Raw genomic sequence first — 16243 nt, forward strand, 5'->3', positions numbered from 1 at the left:
GGGCTGCTGCCGCCACCGCTGCCGCCGCGCTGGTTTCCCCCGCTTTCGATACCTTCCACCCCATATACCGTCAAGGTTCTACCTGTGAAAGCCGACTCTATTTCCGCCTACACTGCTTCGGCTACCTCACCACCAACTACGGCGGCCGAACGCAACGACCTTTCGCGGTATTACCCGCACCGTAATTTGTGGAAGGGCCTGGGGCTGATGACGCTTATTGCGTTTGGGCTGGCGCTGCTGTTCAACGCAGGCAGGCACCCGATCTGGAGCGAGAAGTTTCTGGTGACCTTTGCCTACAACTTCTTTTACACCACCGGACTGTGGCTGGCTAACGGCTACCCCTCGGAATGGCTCAACCGCCGCGTCGACTGGACCCGGCAGCCCATCAAGCGGTTTCTGCTCACGATTGGCCTTTCGATAGTGCTGTCGTTGCTGGTTATTATAGTCGTCGATGGCAGTTTCCGGGTCTTCTACCACCACCGCCCGCTTAGCTCGCTTACCTGGCAAACGTTTGTCGTTCCGCTGCTGATTACGGTGGTCGTGTCGTTGTTTATGCACAGTCGGGCGTTTCTGATGGGCTGGCGCGAAACGGCTATCCGGGCCGAGCGGCTGCAAACCGAAAACGCCCGCGCCCAGGCCGATTCGCTGCGCCGCCAGCTCGACCCGCACTTTCTGTTCAACTCCCTCAACGCCCTCACCTCGCTCGTGGAGGACGAGCACGACCCGGCCCGCGCCTCCCGCTTCATCCGCCAGCTCAGCCAGGTGTATCGCTACGTGCTCGACCACCAAAACCAGGAGTTGGTGCCGCTAACCGAGGAGCTGGCCTTTGCCGAAAGCTACCTGTTTTTGCAGCGCACGCGCTTGGGCGAAGGCGTGCAGGTAGCAATGCACCTGCCCCCGGCCGCCGAGCTGCAGGCGCTGCTGGTGCCCCCGCTGGCGCTGCAGCTGCTCCTCGAAAATGCCCTCAAGCACAACGCCACGTCCCGCCACAACCCACTACGCCTCGTTATCGAGTTCGATGCGGAAGCCCGCCAGCTCGTAGTGCGCAACTCGCGCCTGCCCCGCCTGGTGGCCGAGGCCGAATCGACGGGACTGGGCCTGTCCAACCTGCAGGCCCGCTATGCCTTCCTCACGCCCAAACCTGTGCTCATCACCCAATCGGAAACCGAGTTTGTCGTAACGCTGCCGGTGCTGGAGCTGCGGTGAGTTGGAAACGGCTGTAGTGCGAAGCTACGGCCGTGCAGATTGCACTATCACCGTTCGATTTTTCAACTTTCAACCCGTACTTCTCACTTGACTCCTCTCCGCGCCCTTATTATTGAAGACGAGCCGCTGGCCGCCACGCGCCTGGCCGGACTGCTGCAAAAACAGCCGATGCCGGTAGTAGTGGTGGGCATGGCCGAATCGGTGGCCGAAGCTGAGGCGCTGCTCCGCAACCCCGGCACCCCGCCCGACGTGCTGCTGCTCGATATCCATTTGGCCGACGGGCTGAGCTTCGAGCTGTTCGAGCGGTTGGAAATCCGCTGCCCGGTCATCTTCACCACGGCCTACGACAAGTACGCGCTGCGGGCTTTCAAAGTGAACAGCATCGACTACCTGCTCAAGCCCATTGCCCCGGAAGAGTTGACGGCCGCCCTGCAAAAGCTGGTGCAGCGCCGCGAGGCAGCCCCGGCCCCGGCGTTTGATGCGGCCCTGCTGGCCCAGGTACTGGCGCAGGCCCGGCAGCCGGTCCGCGAGTACAAGTCGCGCTTCGTGGTGCGGGTGGGTGAGCACCTGAAAGCCGTGCCGGTCGAGGACATTGCTTACTTCGCCAGCCTCGAAAAAGCCACGCTGCTGCACACCCACGAAGGCCGCCGCCTGGTAGTCGATTACACCCTGGAGCAGCTGGAGGCCCTGCTCGACCCGCGCGAGTTCTTTCGCCTTAACCGCGCCTACTTGGCCCGCGCCACCGCCATCCGCGACATCATCCACTACACCAACTCACGCCTGCAAACTATTCTGCAGCCCGCCCCACCCGACAACGACACGGTGCTGGTAAGCCGCGAGAAAGTCAGCACCTTCAAGGAGTGGCTGGATAGGTAACTCACCGGGTAGTTGATGTTCAACTACCCGGTGAGTTGCACCAGTTGGGTAACGGGTTGAGTTAAGCCGAACTGAAGCCGGTTAGTAGAGCATCAGGCGCTTCGTTACATTGCCCCTGGCCGTTTGCACAACCAGCAGGTACAACCCGTTGGCACCAGCCGCGAAGTGCAATATCTGGCTTGTAGCAGGATTGCGGCTCAGATCAATTTCCTGCACCAGGCCACCCAGCGCGTTGTAAACTCGCACGCGCTCCACAGCAAAGTCAGCCCGAAGCCAGTCCAGCGTAACCATGCCGCGAGCCGGATTGGGGTACACCGCAATAGACTCCTGCGCCGAGAGCGGCAGCAGCCTGAAAGCCGTAGCCGACTCCGCGGCCCCACCCGTGCCGCGCATAGTGATGGGCCCGGCTACGGCCCCGGCCGGCACCCGCACCGTTGCCTGAGTGGCTGAAGAGGTCAGCACCGTTGCCCGAATACCGTCTACGTACACGGTATCGGCCAAGCCGTCCACCAGAAAATCGGTGCCCGTAAGCGTCAGTACCTCGCCTACGCTGGCTTGTGCAGGCGAGAAAGAGGTGATGCCCGGGGCGGGCAGGAAAGTAAATGCCTGTTCCGATACCGCAGTGCCGCCCGGCGTCTGCACCCGCAACGGTCCAGTCTGGCTGCCGGTCGGGATTTTGATTTGCAGGCTTTCTGCGGTGGCTTGCACCACAGTAGCTGTAGCGCCCGCACCCACCAAAACCGTGTTGCGCTCGGCTGGGGCGAAGCGGCTGCCGGTTATGCTAACCAAAGTGCCCGCCTTCCCGCGGGCCGGACTAAAGCCCGCCAGCGTGGGTGGATACCATACGGTGAAGGCCCGTGTGCTTTCTACGGCTCCGCCCCGCGTGCCTATTCTAACAAACCCGGAAGTGGCGTTGGCGGGCACCCTTACGGTTAGCTGCGTTGGGGTAGCTTGTTCTACCAAAGCCGGCGTGTTATTAAACCACACGGTATCCTGCCCAGCCAGCGCCCCGAACTCGGTGCCGGTCAATGTTATGCGGCTGCCGGGTATGCCTTCGTCGGGTGCTACGGCCGTTAGCGTTGGGGGCTGATAAATGGTGAAAACCTGCGTTGTGCGGCCGGCGCCGTCGGCCGTTGCCACCTGCACCGTGCCGCTGGTAGCGGCCGGGGGCACCCGCACGGTGAGCGTGGTGGCCGTGGCGCTGAGCACCGGCGTGGCCACTCCATTGAACCGGACGATGTTGCCGGCCGTGCCCGCATCAAACCGCAGCCCCCGCAACGTAACCAGCGTTCCGGCGCGGCCCTCGGCCGGGGTTAGCTGGCTAATGAACGGAGAGGCCAGCACCGCCGGAAACGATACGGCCACGGCGGGCTCTACCTCCAGGGGCATATCGTAAATGCGGTTCGTGGTGCGGTTGGTGCGAATGGCGGGGTTGTAATCGAAAAAGATATCGGCCTCGTTCTCAATGAGGGCGCGAGCCGGCAAGTCGGCCCTGGGCCGGATGCTGAAGCTGACGAAACCATTGCTGCCCGCCTCGTCGCGGGAGCTGGGCGGCAGGTTGATGTTGTTGAAAGCGAAGGTGAGCACCGGCCGGCCCCGGCCGCTGACCGTTAGCTGGTAGGGGCCAGATGCGGCCGTTACGCGCAGGGTTTGCAGGTCGAGGTCGGCGGCCAGCGTGTCCACCACCACTACCCGGTAGGCATCGTCGTTGCCGGTGTTCTGAAACCGAACGGTGAAGCGCAGCGGCACACCGGTGGGGGTATAGTGCTGGGCCGTACTACCGGTCGGCAATACCAGCTTATCGTTGGGGTCGAAGGAGTCCAGAATGGGCTGGCAATCCTGGGCCGTTTCGGGACCCGGCACGTTGGGGGGGGAGGCCAGCATATCGGGGTTGGGCTGGCCATTGAGGCTTAGGCTGCGCACTTCCACGGTGCTGCTGGCCGTGCGTTGGGTGGGGTGGTTGGCGGGCTGATCGGCTTCCAGGCGTACTACCGGCCGGGTGGCCGGCACGCGCAACACCAAACTATCACCGGCCGCCAGCAGGTAGCGGTGCGTAAGGGCCAGCTGGCTGTTTTGGTAGAGGCGCAGGCCCAGGCTGTCGGCGGTGGTCGTGGCCGATGTGTTGCGCAGCACAAACCGCACCTGATTATCTGCTTCCAAGCGGCCCTGTACTGTTACGGCCGCGCCGTTCCAGCCGGGCACGGGGTAGGTGTTGAGTGGCGTAATCCAGGCCTTGGTGCACACCGTCAGGCCCCGCAGGTCGGGGTTGTCGCACACCACCGAATCCTGGATAACGATGCGGCCACCACTGTTAGCGGCCAGCGTGCCCACCTCGAACACGTACTGGCCCGCGGCATCGCGGGTGTGCGGAAAATCGGCGGAGAGAAAAACAACTTCTGGGGGCAATACCACGGTTACCCGCGCATCGGGGGCGGGCGCGAAGCCGATGTTGGCGTACTCGACGGTGGTGATGTTGCGGAAGCAGCGCCGCCGCCGGTTCGAGCCCACATGCATGGTTAGGTAAGGAGCCGTACCAACCAAGTTGCCAAAATCGGGACCGGTTCCGGTCAGGCCGTAGGTGGGCAGCGCAACCGTGTCGGCCGAGGTGCAGAGGGGCACAATGATCCGGCCGGTTTCGTTGGTCGGTAGCAGCTGGCTCACAGTGTATTTTCCGGTGTCTACTACAATGGCGTAGCGGCCATTCGCATCGGTGAGGCCGTAGTAGTTGCCGGGCTGAGCCGCCACAACAATGTTGGCTAGCGTCGGCTCCGTTTCTCCGAGCGTGCAGCTGTTGTCCCGGTCTTGGTAAACGGTACCCGTAATCAGATTTTGGGGTGCTATCTGATCATTGGTGTAAAAGCGAATCAGGTCGCCTTCAGAGGTAACCAGCCGGCCGCCTCGCGGGTCGATAGCCACCATGCCTTTACGCACGTTGGCCAACGTGGTAATGGAACTGCCATCGGCCGCGAAGAATTGCACCCCTGCTTTAAGCGAAGTGTTCACATAGATATTGCCTACGCGGTCGACGGCCATGTGTACGTCGCTAACCGAAACGCTCTGGTTCATAGAAGTACGCGGCCCGAACTCGCGCACCAGCTTGCCATCGGGGGTGAAGCGCTGCACCCGCGAGCCCCCGTTGTCGGTGGCGTACACGTGGCCCTGCGCGTCGAGGGCAACTGCCTGCGGCAGCCACAGCTGACCCTCGCCGGTACCCCAGGTGCCAATCGGCGGCAAAACCTGGCCCTGAGGACCAAGGCGCCGCACGCAGCCCGCGTAATAATCGGTGATATACAGATTGCCCGCCCCATCGGCGGCCATAGCAGCCCTGTGATAGTCGGACCCAAGCTCAAATCCGAGCGAAGTAAACTCAGCGAGCAGCCGGCCATTCAGATCCCGTTTCTGCACTTGGACACCCGTTGAAGAGGAACCACGACTGAACAGGTATAGGTTGCCCAGCGGGTCGATAGTCAGCACCTCGACGTAAGGCATTTTTGCACCGCTATTGGGCAAAGGCCCCAGCAGCTCACCGTTGGGCGCGTACCGGAGGATGTTGCCCACCCGCGGGTTGTAGCAGTAATAGTAGCCGGACGCATCGAGCACACCCGCAGTGAGCGTAGTGAGGTTGCCCCAGGTATCAAGCAACTGCCCGGTGGCGTTGTACTTGCGTAGCTTGCTGTTGCCCCCATGGTCGCGGTCGGTGGCGTACAGGTTGCCGGCCGCGTCGCAGGCCAGTAGCGTCCGGGTGCCGTAGAAACTGCCCACCGTGCCCATTGCCGCTCCGGCAGCCGAAAACTTCCGGATATTCCAGCCTTGGGAGCTGCTGGCGTACAGGTTGCCGGCCGCGTCGACGGCCAGTGCGGTGGGCTCGTCGTACGAAACGGTTGCCGCATCCAGCAGAAAAGATTGCAGCAACTGACCCTGCGGGGTGAGTTTGGTAACCACAAAGTCCATCCCGTACACGTACACCATGCCCTGGGAATCCAAGGTTATATCGAGGGGCTTTTTTAGCAGGCTGGTAGTGGCGCTGCCGTAAGTGAACAGCAGCTGTCCGTTTTGGTCGAACTTTTGGATACGGTTGTTGTAGGTGTCGGCCACGTACAGGTTGCCCGCCGGATCTACGGCTAGGCCGTTCAGCCGCGTATATGCCGCCGGAGCCGCGCCCACCAAATTAAACTGGCGCACCAGTTGTCCGGCCGGGTCGAACTGGTCTACGCTGCTCTTTTGGTAGTCGAGCACGTATAGGTTGCCCGCTGCATCCACGCCCAACCCCGAAGCTTCGCCAACGTGCCCGGGGCCCACTTTAATCTGTCGCACCACCTCTCCGCCAGGAGTGAGCTTGGTGATGCCGATATCATCCAGCAGATACATGAACCCGGCTCTGTCAACGGCCAAATCTGCCGGGAATTCCACCGGGGTGCCGGCCGTTCTAGTTAGCTGGAAAGTTGGCGCCTGTCCGAAACTGCCTGGAATAGTCGCCCATAAAAATAGGCTGATCAGTAGAATTCTTAGCATATATAGCAATAGAAGTTAAACCAAATAGTGCAATGTTGTTATTGAGTCACGCAACGCGAAGAAATCTTTTCTGACACTCCATTAGTGCCAATCAAGTAAACAAAGCTAAGCCCCTGTCTTGGTATTTTTATACTGCCTCCAATCTTTTAAAGCGCTAGATCCGGTTCCGCTTTAGCGGCTGCCAATATGTGGCAGCTTAGCCATCTGGCCATTGCATCACTAGGTCCGCCTTTAGCCAGCTCACAGCCCTCTCTTGCTGGGGCCAGCTATAAATTGACCGGCAGCTTGCTGTTGAAATAGAGTATCAACGCTGCAAAACAGGCAGCTGGGCGAGGAACTGGTGATTGAGGTGGAAAAACCAGCCGGGGGTGGAGCAGCAACCGGCCGGGGCAAGCCGAAGCCCAGCTGCCAACCAGCGCGCCACCCACGCCGTACCTTTACGCTGTGAGAGCCCGTTCCTATTTTGCTGTGTTCCTGCTGCTGGCCGGGGCGCTGGCTGCCCGCCCCACCCGGGCCGATAGCCCCCCCGATTCGTCCTTCGTGCGCGAACGGCATCGGCGACCAGTGTTCCAGATCGACCAGCGGTTTTCCATCATCAACGGGAAAGTGGCCGGTATCAACGGGTTACGCGGCGGCATCGAGTGGCGCGGGCGCTGGCGGGCGGGCCTGGGTTTCTACCGCCTCTCGGGAGGGCTGCGCACGCGCCAGGCGCTGCCCGAGGGCCTACCGCCGGGCACCCGCGACGAAATCCGCTTCCGCTACGTGGCCGGCTACGGCGAATATGTGTTCATTGGCAACCGGCGCTGGGAGCTGAGCGCGCCGCTGCAAATTGGGGCCGGATTCTACTACACCCGTTTCTTTCTGCCCAATGGCAATACCGAACGCAGCGCGCGGCGGGTAATTTATTTGGTCGAGCCTTCGGTGGCGGCCCACTACCGTATTTTTCGCTGGGTAGGAATCGGGGCCGGCACTGGCTACCGGCAGGTTTTTGCCTCCGGACAGCAGCCCAAAGACCAGATCAGCGGTTACATTTTCTTTGCCCGCGCCAAGCTGTTTCTGGGCGATTTGTACAAGGTAGTACGCGGCCACGAACGGCTCCTCGACCGGGATTGGGTAGTGAGGGAAAACTTCAGAACGGAGAAGTGATATAAAGATCTATCATGCGGGGTGCCCTGGCTGTATGCGCCTCTTGATCAGTATGATGCGCCTTTTGTCTCACGCCTGGTTTTCACTTTTTTCCAAGCGTTGCATTGCGGTCGAGTTTGCCGGAGGGAGTGGTCTGGAATTCGGGAACGAAGACCAGCTGCCGGGGCGCCTCGTAACGGCTCAGGCGCTGGCCGAGCAACTGCTGTAGCTGCTGTTGGCCGGCTTCGGGCAGCGGCTCGCCCTCTATAAAGGCCGTTACCTGCAGGCCCAGGCGCGCATCGGGCAGCCCGGCCACGAAGGCGCGGCGGTTCAGGCCCAGCTCCATCAGCGCCAGTTCCAGCGCCCGCTCCACCTTCTCGGCCGGCACCTTCACGCCGCCGCTGTTGATAACGAAGTCGGCCCGGCCCAGCCACTCGAAGCTGCGGGCGTCGGGGGCCAGGCGGATGAGGTCGTTGGTGGTGATGAGCTCATCGTTGGTGACGTCGGCGCGCACCGTGAGGCAGCCGCGCGCATCCTGGCCCACCGCAATGCCGGGCAGCACCTGGTAGGCGGGGCCGGCCTGCGGACCATTGAGGCGGCGCAGGGCAATGTGGGAGGCCGTTTCCGTCATGCCGTAAGTCAGGTACACCGGCACCGTCAGCTCCCCGATTTCGTGCGCCAGACCGGCATCCACCGGCGCGCCGCCCACCAGAATGGCGCGCATTTGGTTGAGGCGCGGGGCTCCGCCAGCCGCCAGCACCGCCCGCAGCTGCAGCGGCACGAAGGAGGCAAAATCGAACGTGACCTCGGGCGCTACCAGCGCCAGCGGGTTGGCCTGGGGCTCCACAATGGTTAGGTGCATGCGCCGCTCCAGGCCGCGCACCAGCATCATCAGCCCGCCCACGTACTCGCAGTTCAGGCACACCAGCAGCCGCTCGCCGGGGCCCAGGTCGAAGTAGTCGCCGGTGCGGCGGGCCGAGGCTTCGAGCTGCCGGCGCCGGAAGTGCACCGGCTGCGGTGGCCCTGTCGAGCCCGAGGTGGTAAGGGTGAATTCCTGCGCCCCGTTCAGCCACTCGCGCACGAACCCGAGCACCCGCGCCTCGTAGCCGTTCAATTCGGCCGGGGCCAGGGCGGGATATTGCTGGATATCGGCGTAGCGAAACGCACGACCGTTGAGCAGCAGCGAATCGGGAAGTCGGTTGGCAGCGGCGGTGGCGGGCGGAGTTGGAGAAGCAGGAGCGTTCATAGAGTAAAAAGCCGGATATGGCCGGTAACAAACAGTGTAAAATAGGCTATCGAAGGCCGGAAACGGTGCTGTTCAGAGGGCAGTGAACGGTACAACAAAGGTGGCATTTCGGGGCCAGGGCGGTGGCCTAGAGCCCCGGCATTGTTGAGTAAGACAACATCAGGCAGGAAAAGTAACCCGCTTTTTGTATATTAAACTTCCACCAAACCTTACTGCCATGTCTGTTTCCACGGTCAATAGTCCGTATGTGGTGGCTAAAACGTTTGTGTTCCGGCGCTACGTTACGGCCCGCCATCACCTCGCCAGCCTGCGTCTGACGGCCGGAACCATCCGCGCGGCCCGCCAGCGCCGTCGGCAGGAACGCCATGAGGCGTGGGTGCGTACCTTTTACAGCTGGTGCGAAGCCTTCCGCGGGCTGGGTTTCATGTTTTAAAACCAGCGCTTACTACTCCAGCCGCCGGATCATTGCCTTCATCTGTTTGATTTCGCGCTCCTGTGCTCTGATGATGTCGTCGGCCAGCTGCCGCGCCTCCGGGTCGCTGATGGCGGCGCGCTTGCTGACCATGATGGCAATGGAATGATGTGGAATCATGGCCTTCATCCAGCGCGTATCGTTCACGAACGTCTGCGACCGGACCATGAGCAGCGCAGCAACAAACACCGAAATGCTGCCTGTAATAATGAGCGCGTTGCGGCGCTTGTCGGGGTACATTTTTGGCATGAACAGCAGCATGATGAGCGCCATGGCCGCAATCATCAAAACAGTCATGTACAAGCGCGTCAGGCTGAAGTATACGTGGTCGAACGCATAGGTATTGAGGTACATGACCACGTACATCACAACGAACGACACGGCGAGCATCAGGAAAAAGCGGGGATAGTGGTTTTGCTCCATAAGTCAAAAAGTCAGGTGCAACTACACTGGCCTGTACGTCTTATATCGGCCTATGGCGACGCCAGCCCCGTATTCCGTTCTTTTTTAGTCCGTATTCTGCACGTTTCCGGTTTCCGGAAACCAACAGCGCCACCGGATGAGGGTGGCGCTGGAAGAAATGTTTATAGGAAGATACTCCGGGCTGCTACCGGCCCTTGGCTGCGTCCGGCATGAGCCGAAAATAGGTGGCCACGAACCGCCCGTTCACTACCTCGCCCTGCACCTGAGCCTGCCTTATTTTCTGGCAGAAACCATCCTCGGCGTGCGCGTCGCCGTGCCCGTCGATGTGGGTGCCATCCACGAAGTACGCCTGGCCGTTGAGGCGCACGGCTAGGTCGCAGCTTTGGCCCGGCAGGCCCAGCCGGCACTGTCCGCAGGAGGCATCCAGCACCTGCACCGGCTGTAGCGGGTCGGGGCTGGCCGCGGCAACGGCCGGCTTGGTTACGGCTTGGGCCAGTGCCGGAACCGTTGGGGCCACGCCAAGCAGTAGCGGCAACAGCAGAAACAGGCGGTTTTTCATCGGGGCTGAGCGAAATGTTCAAGATAAGCAACCAGAGAGGCGCCACGCCGGGCAAAGCCGGGCATGACGCCGCCTAATAGGTTACGGAAACTTGGGGTACTTGTCGAAGTCGGGCTGGCGCTTCTCCACGAAGGCATTGCGGCCTTCTTTGGCTTCCTCGCTCAGGTAGTAGAGCAGCGTAGCGTTGCCGGCCAGCTCCTGAATACCGGCCTGTCCGTCCAGCTCGGCGTTGAAGCTCGATTTGAGCATGCGCAGCGAAAGTGGGCTTTTCTGCAGAATCTTCTGGCACCAGGCCACGGTAGTTTCTTCCAGCTTGTCGAGCGGCACCACTTTGTTCACCAGGCCCATATCGAGAGCTTCCTGAGCGTCGTATTGGTCGCAGAGGAACCAGATTTCGCGGGCCTTTTTCTGGCCCACCACGCGCGCCAAGTACGAAGCGCCAAATCCGCCGTCGAACGAGCCAACCTTGGGGCCGGTCTGGCCGAAACGGGCGTTTTCGGCGGCAATGGTCAGGTCGCAGACGACATGCAGCACGTGGCCGCCGCCAATGGCCCAGCCGGCCACCATGGCAATTACGGGCTTGGGCAACGAGCGAATCAGCTTCTGCAGATCGAGCACGTTGAGGCGGGGCACGGCGTCCTCGCCCACGTAGCCGCCGTGGCCGCGCACGCTCTGGTCGCCGCCCGAGCAGAAGGCCTTACCGCCCTCCCCGCTAAACACCACCACGCCAATGTCGGTCCGGTCGCGGCAGATGTGCATGGCCTCAATCATTTCCTGCACCGTGAGCGGGGTGAAGGCGTTGTGTACCTCGGGCCGGTTGATGCTGATTTTGGCGATGCCCCCGTGCTGGGTGAACAGGATTTCCTTGAACTCCTTGATGGGGGTCCAGTCAATTTTTTCTGACATATAAGAGAGGTTTTGCCTTCGCTGATGAGCGCGGAAGCGGTTCTACAATGAGGTGCGGACGAAGGTACGGTACTGCTCAAAAAACGCGGCGTTGGTTTTCGAGTCGGTGAAAACTTCGAGCAGGGCCGCGCCGCCTTCCGCTGCAAAGAAAACCGGCAAGGCGGCATCTAGTTCAGCAAAAGTTGAAACCGGGAAGTAGCGCAGCCCGAAATCGTGCGCCGTATTGGCGGCCGTCAGCGTCTGGCGCGTTTCGAAGAACTCCTCCAGCTCGGGCTGCTGGCGTGGCCCATCAATGATGCGGAAAATGCCGCCCGCGTGGTTGTTGAGCAGGATAACGCGCAGGTTGGGCGTGGGGTAGTTGTGCCAGAACGCGTTGCGGTCGTAGAAAAACGCCACGTCGCCGGTGAGCAGCACCACCGACCGGCCCGGCTGGGCCAAGGCCGCGCCCACGGCCGTGCTCGTGCAGCCATCGATACCGCTGGTGCCGCGGTTGGCAAATACCTCGGCTCCGCGCCCAGCCGGCAACCCTAAAATGTTGGCGTAGCGCACGGCCATGCTATTGGCCAGGTGCAGTGCCGCGCCATCGGGCAGCTGCTGCAGCGCCCGGAAGATGCTGGTGAACTCGTTGAACGGCTGGTCGGGGCGCTGTATAAAACCCGTCAGCAAGCCGGTAGCCCAGTTTTCGGCGGCCAGCCAGGGCCGCAGGTAAGTGGTTTTAGCGCTGTCTGTTTCAGTCGGCGCGGGCCAGCTCAGGCGGGGCCGCGGCGCCACGCGGGTGGCATCGGCGGGCAGCACGTTGCGGCTTGGCCCGGTTGGCCCGGCAGGAAAGGCCGCATCATCCTGCAGTCTGTCAGCATCTTCACGCTTAGCGCTAAGCTCGGCAAAGAAGTCGGCCGGCTCCATGCGGATAACCTGGGTGAGCGACTGGAACGTGTCGGCCACCGGGCCGGCCGCCTGGATGTGCCAGTGTTGGGCCGGGCGGTGCTGGCGCAGAAACAGCTTGAGGGCCTTGGAAATAAGCGACTGGCCGAAGGTGATGAGCAGCTCGGGCCGCAGCGCCTCCTTCAGGCCCGGCTCGGGCACCGCCAGAAACACATCCTGCCGGCTCACAAAACGCGGGTGCTGGTTGTGGCCGGTAGCGGCGGGCTGGTGCAGGTTGGCAATCAGGTCGCCCACTACCGGCACCTGCCAAGCGGTGGCAAACTGGCGTAGCGCCAGCCGCAACGGCGCCTCGGCCGGGTGCTGGCCGCTCACCACCAGCACGCGGCCGGTATCGCGCAGGGTTTCGCGCAACTCCTGGAGCGCGGCGGCGGGCAGCTGGGGGCGGCCGGGCAGCTCGCGCGTCACCTTCACCGGCCCAAACGCCAACTCCTCGCCGGGCTTGGGGTAGAAGGGCTCCCGCAGCGGAATATTCACCTGCACCGGCCCGGCCGGAAACTGCTCGGCCAGGTTGATGGCCTCGCTCACGAGGCGCGCCGCGTGCCACTCGGCGTCGGGGTGGCTGGTGTCAGCGGGGAAAGTGAACGAGCCCTTGGCGTGGCGGCCGTACAGGTCGGTCTGGCGGATGGTCTGGCCGTCGAGCTGGTCAATCCACTCCGGGGGGCGGTCGGCGGTGAATACCACCAGCGGAATCTGCTGGAAAAATGCCTCCGCCACGGCCGGCGCGTAGTTGAGGCCCGCCGTGCCCGAGGTGCAGACCAACGCCACCGCCCGCCGCTGGGCCTGGGCCAGCCCAAGGCCGATAAAGGCGGCGGCCCGCTCATCGGGCACCGTGCGCACCGTAATGGCCGGGTGGCGCGCAAAGGCAATGGTCAGCGGCGCGCACCGGCTGCCCGGCGAAAGCACCACATCGGTAATGCCCAGCTGCGCGCAGATTTCGGGGATATTATGAACGGCTTGCAGGGTGGACATAGAGAACGGACTTGATTAGGTAAGGATAGAAAAGAACCGTCATGCTAAGGCTACGAAGCATCTCGCGTGCAGTAGTAATTCTTTCGCTTGGAAGCTTGGCAACATCAGCAAGCGAGATGCTTCGTGACCTTAGCATGACAGTTCAATAAGTGCTGGTTAACCCAGAACCGCCCCAATGGTCCGGAGTTTTAGCTCGGTTTCCTGCCACTCTTTGGCGGGGTCGGAGTCGGGGGTGAGGCCGGTGCCGGCATAGAGCACGGCCTGGTTGGGGCGAAGCTGCAGGCAGCGCAGGTTTACGTAGAGGCGGGCCGCGCCGGGTTCGGGCAGGTTTACGGGGCCCAGGAAACCGGCGTAGTAGGCCCGGTCGTAGCCCTCGTGCTGCTTGATAAAGTCGAGGGCGGCCTGCCGGGGCATACCGCTCACGGCCGAAGTGGGGTGCAGCAGCCGCAGCATGTCGGTGCCCAGCGTGGCGAAGGGCACGTTGCGCAAATCCACCGCAAAATCGGTGCGCAGGTGCAGCACGTCGCCTGCGGCCACGGTGCGCGGTCCGGTTTCGTGGTACTCGCGCAGCCGCACTTGCTTGAAACAGTTCACGATGTAGCGCGCCACCAGCGCCTGCTCCTCAATTTCCTTCTGCCGCCAGATGGCCTCGCTCGGGGCGTGGCCGGGCAGCAGCGGCTGGGTGCCGGCCAGCGCCATGGTGCGGAAAACCTGGTCTTCGCCCACTTCGGCCAGCACCTCGGGCGTGGCCCCCAGCCAGGTGCCCGCGCCTGGCGCACTCACCAACGACACAAAGGCCGTAGGGTAGCGCGTCTGCAGCTCCTCAAAGGCGGCCAGCGCATCGAAGCCCGCCGGCAACGCCCGGTGCACTGCCCGGCTCGATACCACTTTCTGCACCGTGCCAGCCTGCATGGCCTCTATTCCGGCCCGTACCAGTGCCTCGTACTCGGGCCGGGTGGCGGGCCGCGGCGCGTGCCGGGGCCGCACGTGCCAGGCCAGCGAATCAGGGTCGAGTAGTGCGGCAAACTGCTGACGCAGCTGGGGTAGCCGGCTGACGGCCATCGCGCTCAAGCGCACTTCATCGGGCCGGGCCAGGTCGAAATACACATCGGCCGGCAGAAACAGCGGCGGGTTGTGGTCGGAATCCTGGAAGGGGAAAAACGCGAAACCGGCCGGGGCACTGGCCTCCAGCGCCGGCGGCAAGCCCACGTAGGCCGCTTCTACCCGCAGGCTCAGGCACAGGCGGGCGGCAGTTTCGCCGGGCAGCCGCCACAGCGCCACTGGCCGGCCGCTGCTTAAAGCCAGCGCCACCAGCCGCCGCAGCCGCTGAGCCGGCGGCAAATCAGGGTTCCAGGCAACAGGTTGCAGCATATTAGTAGTGAGTACGGGGTATTGAGTAGTGAGATTTTTGTAAGGAGGTAAGCGCTGATGAGAACTAAGAAGCCACGTTCAATCTCACTACTCAATACCCCATACTCACCTACTAGATATCAATAACTGCCATCGTAATGCGGCTGATGCAAACCAGGGCACCGGTTTCTTCGTGGGTGATGCGGATTTCCCAGACCTGCGTGCGGCGGCCTACATGCAGGGCCGTAGCCCGGCCGATAACGTGGCCGTCGCGCACGCCTTTGATGTGGTTGGCGTTGATTTCGAGGCCCACGCAGGCCTGTTTGGTGGGGTCGGGTAGGCGGGTGTGGGCGCCAATGCTGCCCAGCGTTTCGGCCAGCGCCACCGAAGCGCCGCCGTGCAGCAGGCCCATGGGCTGGTGGGTGCGGCCATCAACGGGCATGCGGCCTTCGAGGTAGTCGGCCGTGAGGGCTGTGAGCTCGATGCCCAGTGCATTGGCTAGGGTAGGGCGGGTGCTAGCCCAGTGCTTGAGTTGGTCGAGAGTCATGAGCAGAGGAAAGAAATGCGGAGAGGCTGGTTGAACGAACCTGGACGGCTGCCGGCCGGCAACAAAAACGCCCAAAAACTTGCAGCTTGCGGCCGGAAGCTTGTAGCTTTAGAAGTGCTTCAAGCGTAAACCGCAAAACTAGGGGGAAAGTGAGCGTCAAAAAAATATACCTGATCCGCCACGGACAAACCGACTTCAACGTGCGCGGCATCGTGCAGGGCAGCGGCGTCGATTCGTCGCTCAACGAGGCCGGACGGCGGCAGGCGGCGCGCTTTTTCGCCGCCTACAGCCATGTGCCCTTCGACAAGGTATATACCTCGCTGCTGCGCCGCACCCACGAGTCGGTGGCCGGTTTCCTGGATTTGGGCCTGCCCCACGAGGCCCACGGCGGCCTGAACGAAATCGGCTGGGGCACCCGCGAGGGCACCCGCATCACACCCGAGGAAGACGAGGAATACCACGGCGTGCTTCAGAGCTGGCGGGCGGGCAACACGGCCACCGCCCTCGAAGGCGGCGAGAGTCCCGACGAAGTAGCCGCCCGGCAGCGCCCGTTTATTGAGCTGCTCACCAGCCGGCCCCGCGAGCAGACGGTGCTGGTATGCATGCACGGCCGGGCCATGCGCGTGCTGCTGTGCCAACTGCTGCACTATCCGCTCAGCCAGATGGAAAACTTCGACCACCACAACCTGGGCCTCTACGAGCTGGAGTATACCGGCTCGCTGTTCACGGTACGCAACTTTCTGGACGTACGCCACTTGCACGACAGTCCATGAAAACGGCCTGGGCAGCTATAGTTGGGCTACTGTTGAGTGCCGCAACTGCTTCTGCTACGGCCACCACAGCCCGACTGCTGTGTACCCGAACCGGTAGTGAACCGGATACTACCCGCCGAATTATCTGTTATTTTCCAGCGAACTGCTACCGGCTAGTAGAGTCCAATCTCGCGCCACCGACTCTTCGACACCCGGCGTTGGCCGGCCGGGTTTTCGTAGGCTTAGTGGTCGATTCGTTGCTCCGGAAGCGTGATTTTACCATTGCCTGCGCCCGACTGACTTGGCGAGAAACGGGTGAAAAGTACGCGTCCGATTGCCAGCAACTGACTGCGGCCCA

Annotated in this window: 13 protein-coding genes; 5 read left to right on the forward strand and 8 right to left on the reverse strand. The window is 62.5% G+C overall.

Annotation, left to right across the window (positions count from 1 at the left end; genetic code table 11):
• The first annotated feature begins 84 nt into the window (after window positions 1-84).
• Both J7E24_RS17855 and J7E24_RS05370 read left to right on the forward strand, forming a co-directional pair.
• Window positions 85-1206, forward strand: a complete 1122-nt coding sequence (locus tag J7E24_RS17855; RefSeq protein ID WP_215135894.1) for a sensor histidine kinase — start codon at window positions 85-87, stop codon at window positions 1204-1206.
• An 87-nt stretch (window positions 1207-1293) separates the two neighbouring features.
• Window positions 1294-2082 carry a LytR/AlgR family response regulator transcription factor gene (locus tag J7E24_RS05370; RefSeq protein ID WP_251047030.1) on the forward strand — a complete coding sequence of 263 codons (789 nt, stop codon included), beginning with the start codon at window positions 1294-1296 and terminating at the stop codon, window positions 2080-2082.
• A gap of 81 nt (window positions 2083-2163) precedes the next feature.
• Here the strand turns inward: J7E24_RS05370 and J7E24_RS05375 are convergent, their stop codons facing one another.
• Complete coding sequence (locus J7E24_RS05375; protein ID WP_215135896.1) at window positions 2164-6474, reverse strand: IPT/TIG domain-containing protein; 4311 nt, start codon at window positions 6472-6474, stop codon at window positions 2164-2166.
• A 564-nt stretch (window positions 6475-7038) separates the two neighbouring features.
• Between J7E24_RS05375 and J7E24_RS05380 the strand changes: the two genes are divergently transcribed.
• Entirely contained in the window at window positions 7039-7740 is a 702-nt protein-coding gene (locus tag J7E24_RS05380) for a hypothetical protein (RefSeq protein ID WP_215135898.1), read from the forward strand.
• Between the two features lie 82 nt (window positions 7741-7822).
• On the opposite strand, the gene J7E24_RS05385 is transcribed toward J7E24_RS05380, so the two are convergent.
• The gene (locus J7E24_RS05385) at window positions 7823-8965 is read right to left on the reverse strand and encodes an AMP-binding protein (protein ID WP_215135899.1); all 1143 of its coding nucleotides are present in this window, start codon (window positions 8963-8965) and stop codon (window positions 7823-7825) included.
• 217 nt (window positions 8966-9182) lie between these two features.
• On the opposite strand from J7E24_RS05385, the gene J7E24_RS05390 reads away from it, so the two are divergent.
• On the forward strand, window positions 9183-9398 hold the full coding sequence (locus J7E24_RS05390) for a hypothetical protein (protein WP_215135901.1): 216 nt from the start codon (window positions 9183-9185) through the stop codon (window positions 9396-9398).
• Between the two features lie 12 nt (window positions 9399-9410).
• Here J7E24_RS05390 and J7E24_RS05395 read toward each other — a convergent pair whose 3' ends face one another.
• The 6 genes from J7E24_RS05395 to J7E24_RS05420 form a co-directional block, all read right to left on the reverse strand.
• Window positions 9411-9860, reverse strand: a complete 450-nt coding sequence (locus tag J7E24_RS05395) for a DUF305 domain-containing protein (RefSeq protein WP_215135903.1) — start codon at window positions 9858-9860, stop codon at window positions 9411-9413.
• Window positions 9861-10044: 184 nt separating this feature from the next.
• On the reverse strand, window positions 10045-10419 hold the full coding sequence (locus J7E24_RS05400; RefSeq protein ID WP_215135905.1) for a DUF6370 family protein: 375 nt from the start codon (window positions 10417-10419) through the stop codon (window positions 10045-10047).
• 81 nt (window positions 10420-10500) lie between these two features.
• Window positions 10501-11325, reverse strand: coding sequence for a 1,4-dihydroxy-2-naphthoyl-CoA synthase (gene menB, locus J7E24_RS05405; protein ID WP_215135907.1), 825 nt, complete (start codon window positions 11323-11325; stop codon window positions 10501-10503).
• Between the two features lie 42 nt (window positions 11326-11367).
• The gene (gene menD, locus J7E24_RS05410) at window positions 11368-13236 is read right to left on the reverse strand and encodes a 2-succinyl-5-enolpyruvyl-6-hydroxy-3-cyclohexene-1-carboxylic-acid synthase (RefSeq protein WP_215135909.1); all 1869 of its coding nucleotides are present in this window, start codon (window positions 13234-13236) and stop codon (window positions 11368-11370) included.
• Between the two features lie 156 nt (window positions 13237-13392).
• Window positions 13393-14607, reverse strand: a complete 1215-nt coding sequence (locus tag J7E24_RS05415; RefSeq protein WP_215135911.1) for a chorismate-binding protein — start codon at window positions 14605-14607, stop codon at window positions 13393-13395.
• Between the two features lie 112 nt (window positions 14608-14719).
• Entirely contained in the window at window positions 14720-15133 is a 414-nt protein-coding gene (locus tag J7E24_RS05420; RefSeq protein WP_215135913.1) for a hotdog fold thioesterase, read from the reverse strand.
• A gap of 149 nt (window positions 15134-15282) precedes the next feature.
• Between J7E24_RS05420 and J7E24_RS05425 the strand changes: the two genes are divergently transcribed.
• Entirely contained in the window at window positions 15283-15906 is a 624-nt protein-coding gene (locus J7E24_RS05425) for a histidine phosphatase family protein (protein ID WP_215135915.1), read from the forward strand.
• The last annotated feature ends 337 nt before the right edge of the window (window positions 15907-16243 follow it).

It is taken from the genome of Hymenobacter sp. ISL-91 (assembly GCF_018613725.1).
Taxonomy (GTDB): Bacteria; Bacteroidota; Bacteroidia; order Cytophagales; family Hymenobacteraceae; genus Hymenobacter.

Bases quoted from the DNA above. Each gene is read 5' to 3' on its own strand.
- J7E24_RS05385 (WP_215135899.1), bottom strand. From the start codon at position 8,965: ATGAACGCTCCTGCTTCTCCAACTCCGCCCGCCACCGCCGCTGCCAAC.
- J7E24_RS05390 (WP_215135901.1), top strand. From the start codon at position 9,183: ATGTCTGTTTCCACGGTCAATAGTCCGTATGTGGTGGCTAAAACGTTT.
- J7E24_RS05395 (WP_215135903.1), bottom strand. From the start codon at position 9,860: ATGGAGCAAAACCACTATCCCCGCTTTTTCCTGATGCTCGCCGTGTCG.
- J7E24_RS05400 (WP_215135905.1), bottom strand. From the start codon at position 10,419: ATGAAAAACCGCCTGTTTCTGCTGTTGCCGCTACTGCTTGGCGTGGCC.
- menB (WP_215135907.1), bottom strand. From the start codon at position 11,325: ATGTCAGAAAAAATTGACTGGACCCCCATCAAGGAGTTCAAGGAAATC.
- menD (WP_215135909.1), bottom strand. From the start codon at position 13,236: ATGTCCACCCTGCAAGCCGTTCATAATATCCCCGAAATCTGCGCGCAG.
- J7E24_RS05415 (WP_215135911.1), bottom strand. From the start codon at position 14,607: ATGCTGCAACCTGTTGCCTGGAACCCTGATTTGCCGCCGGCTCAGCGG.
- J7E24_RS05420 (WP_215135913.1), bottom strand. From the start codon at position 15,133: ATGACTCTCGACCAACTCAAGCACTGGGCTAGCACCCGCCCTACCCTA.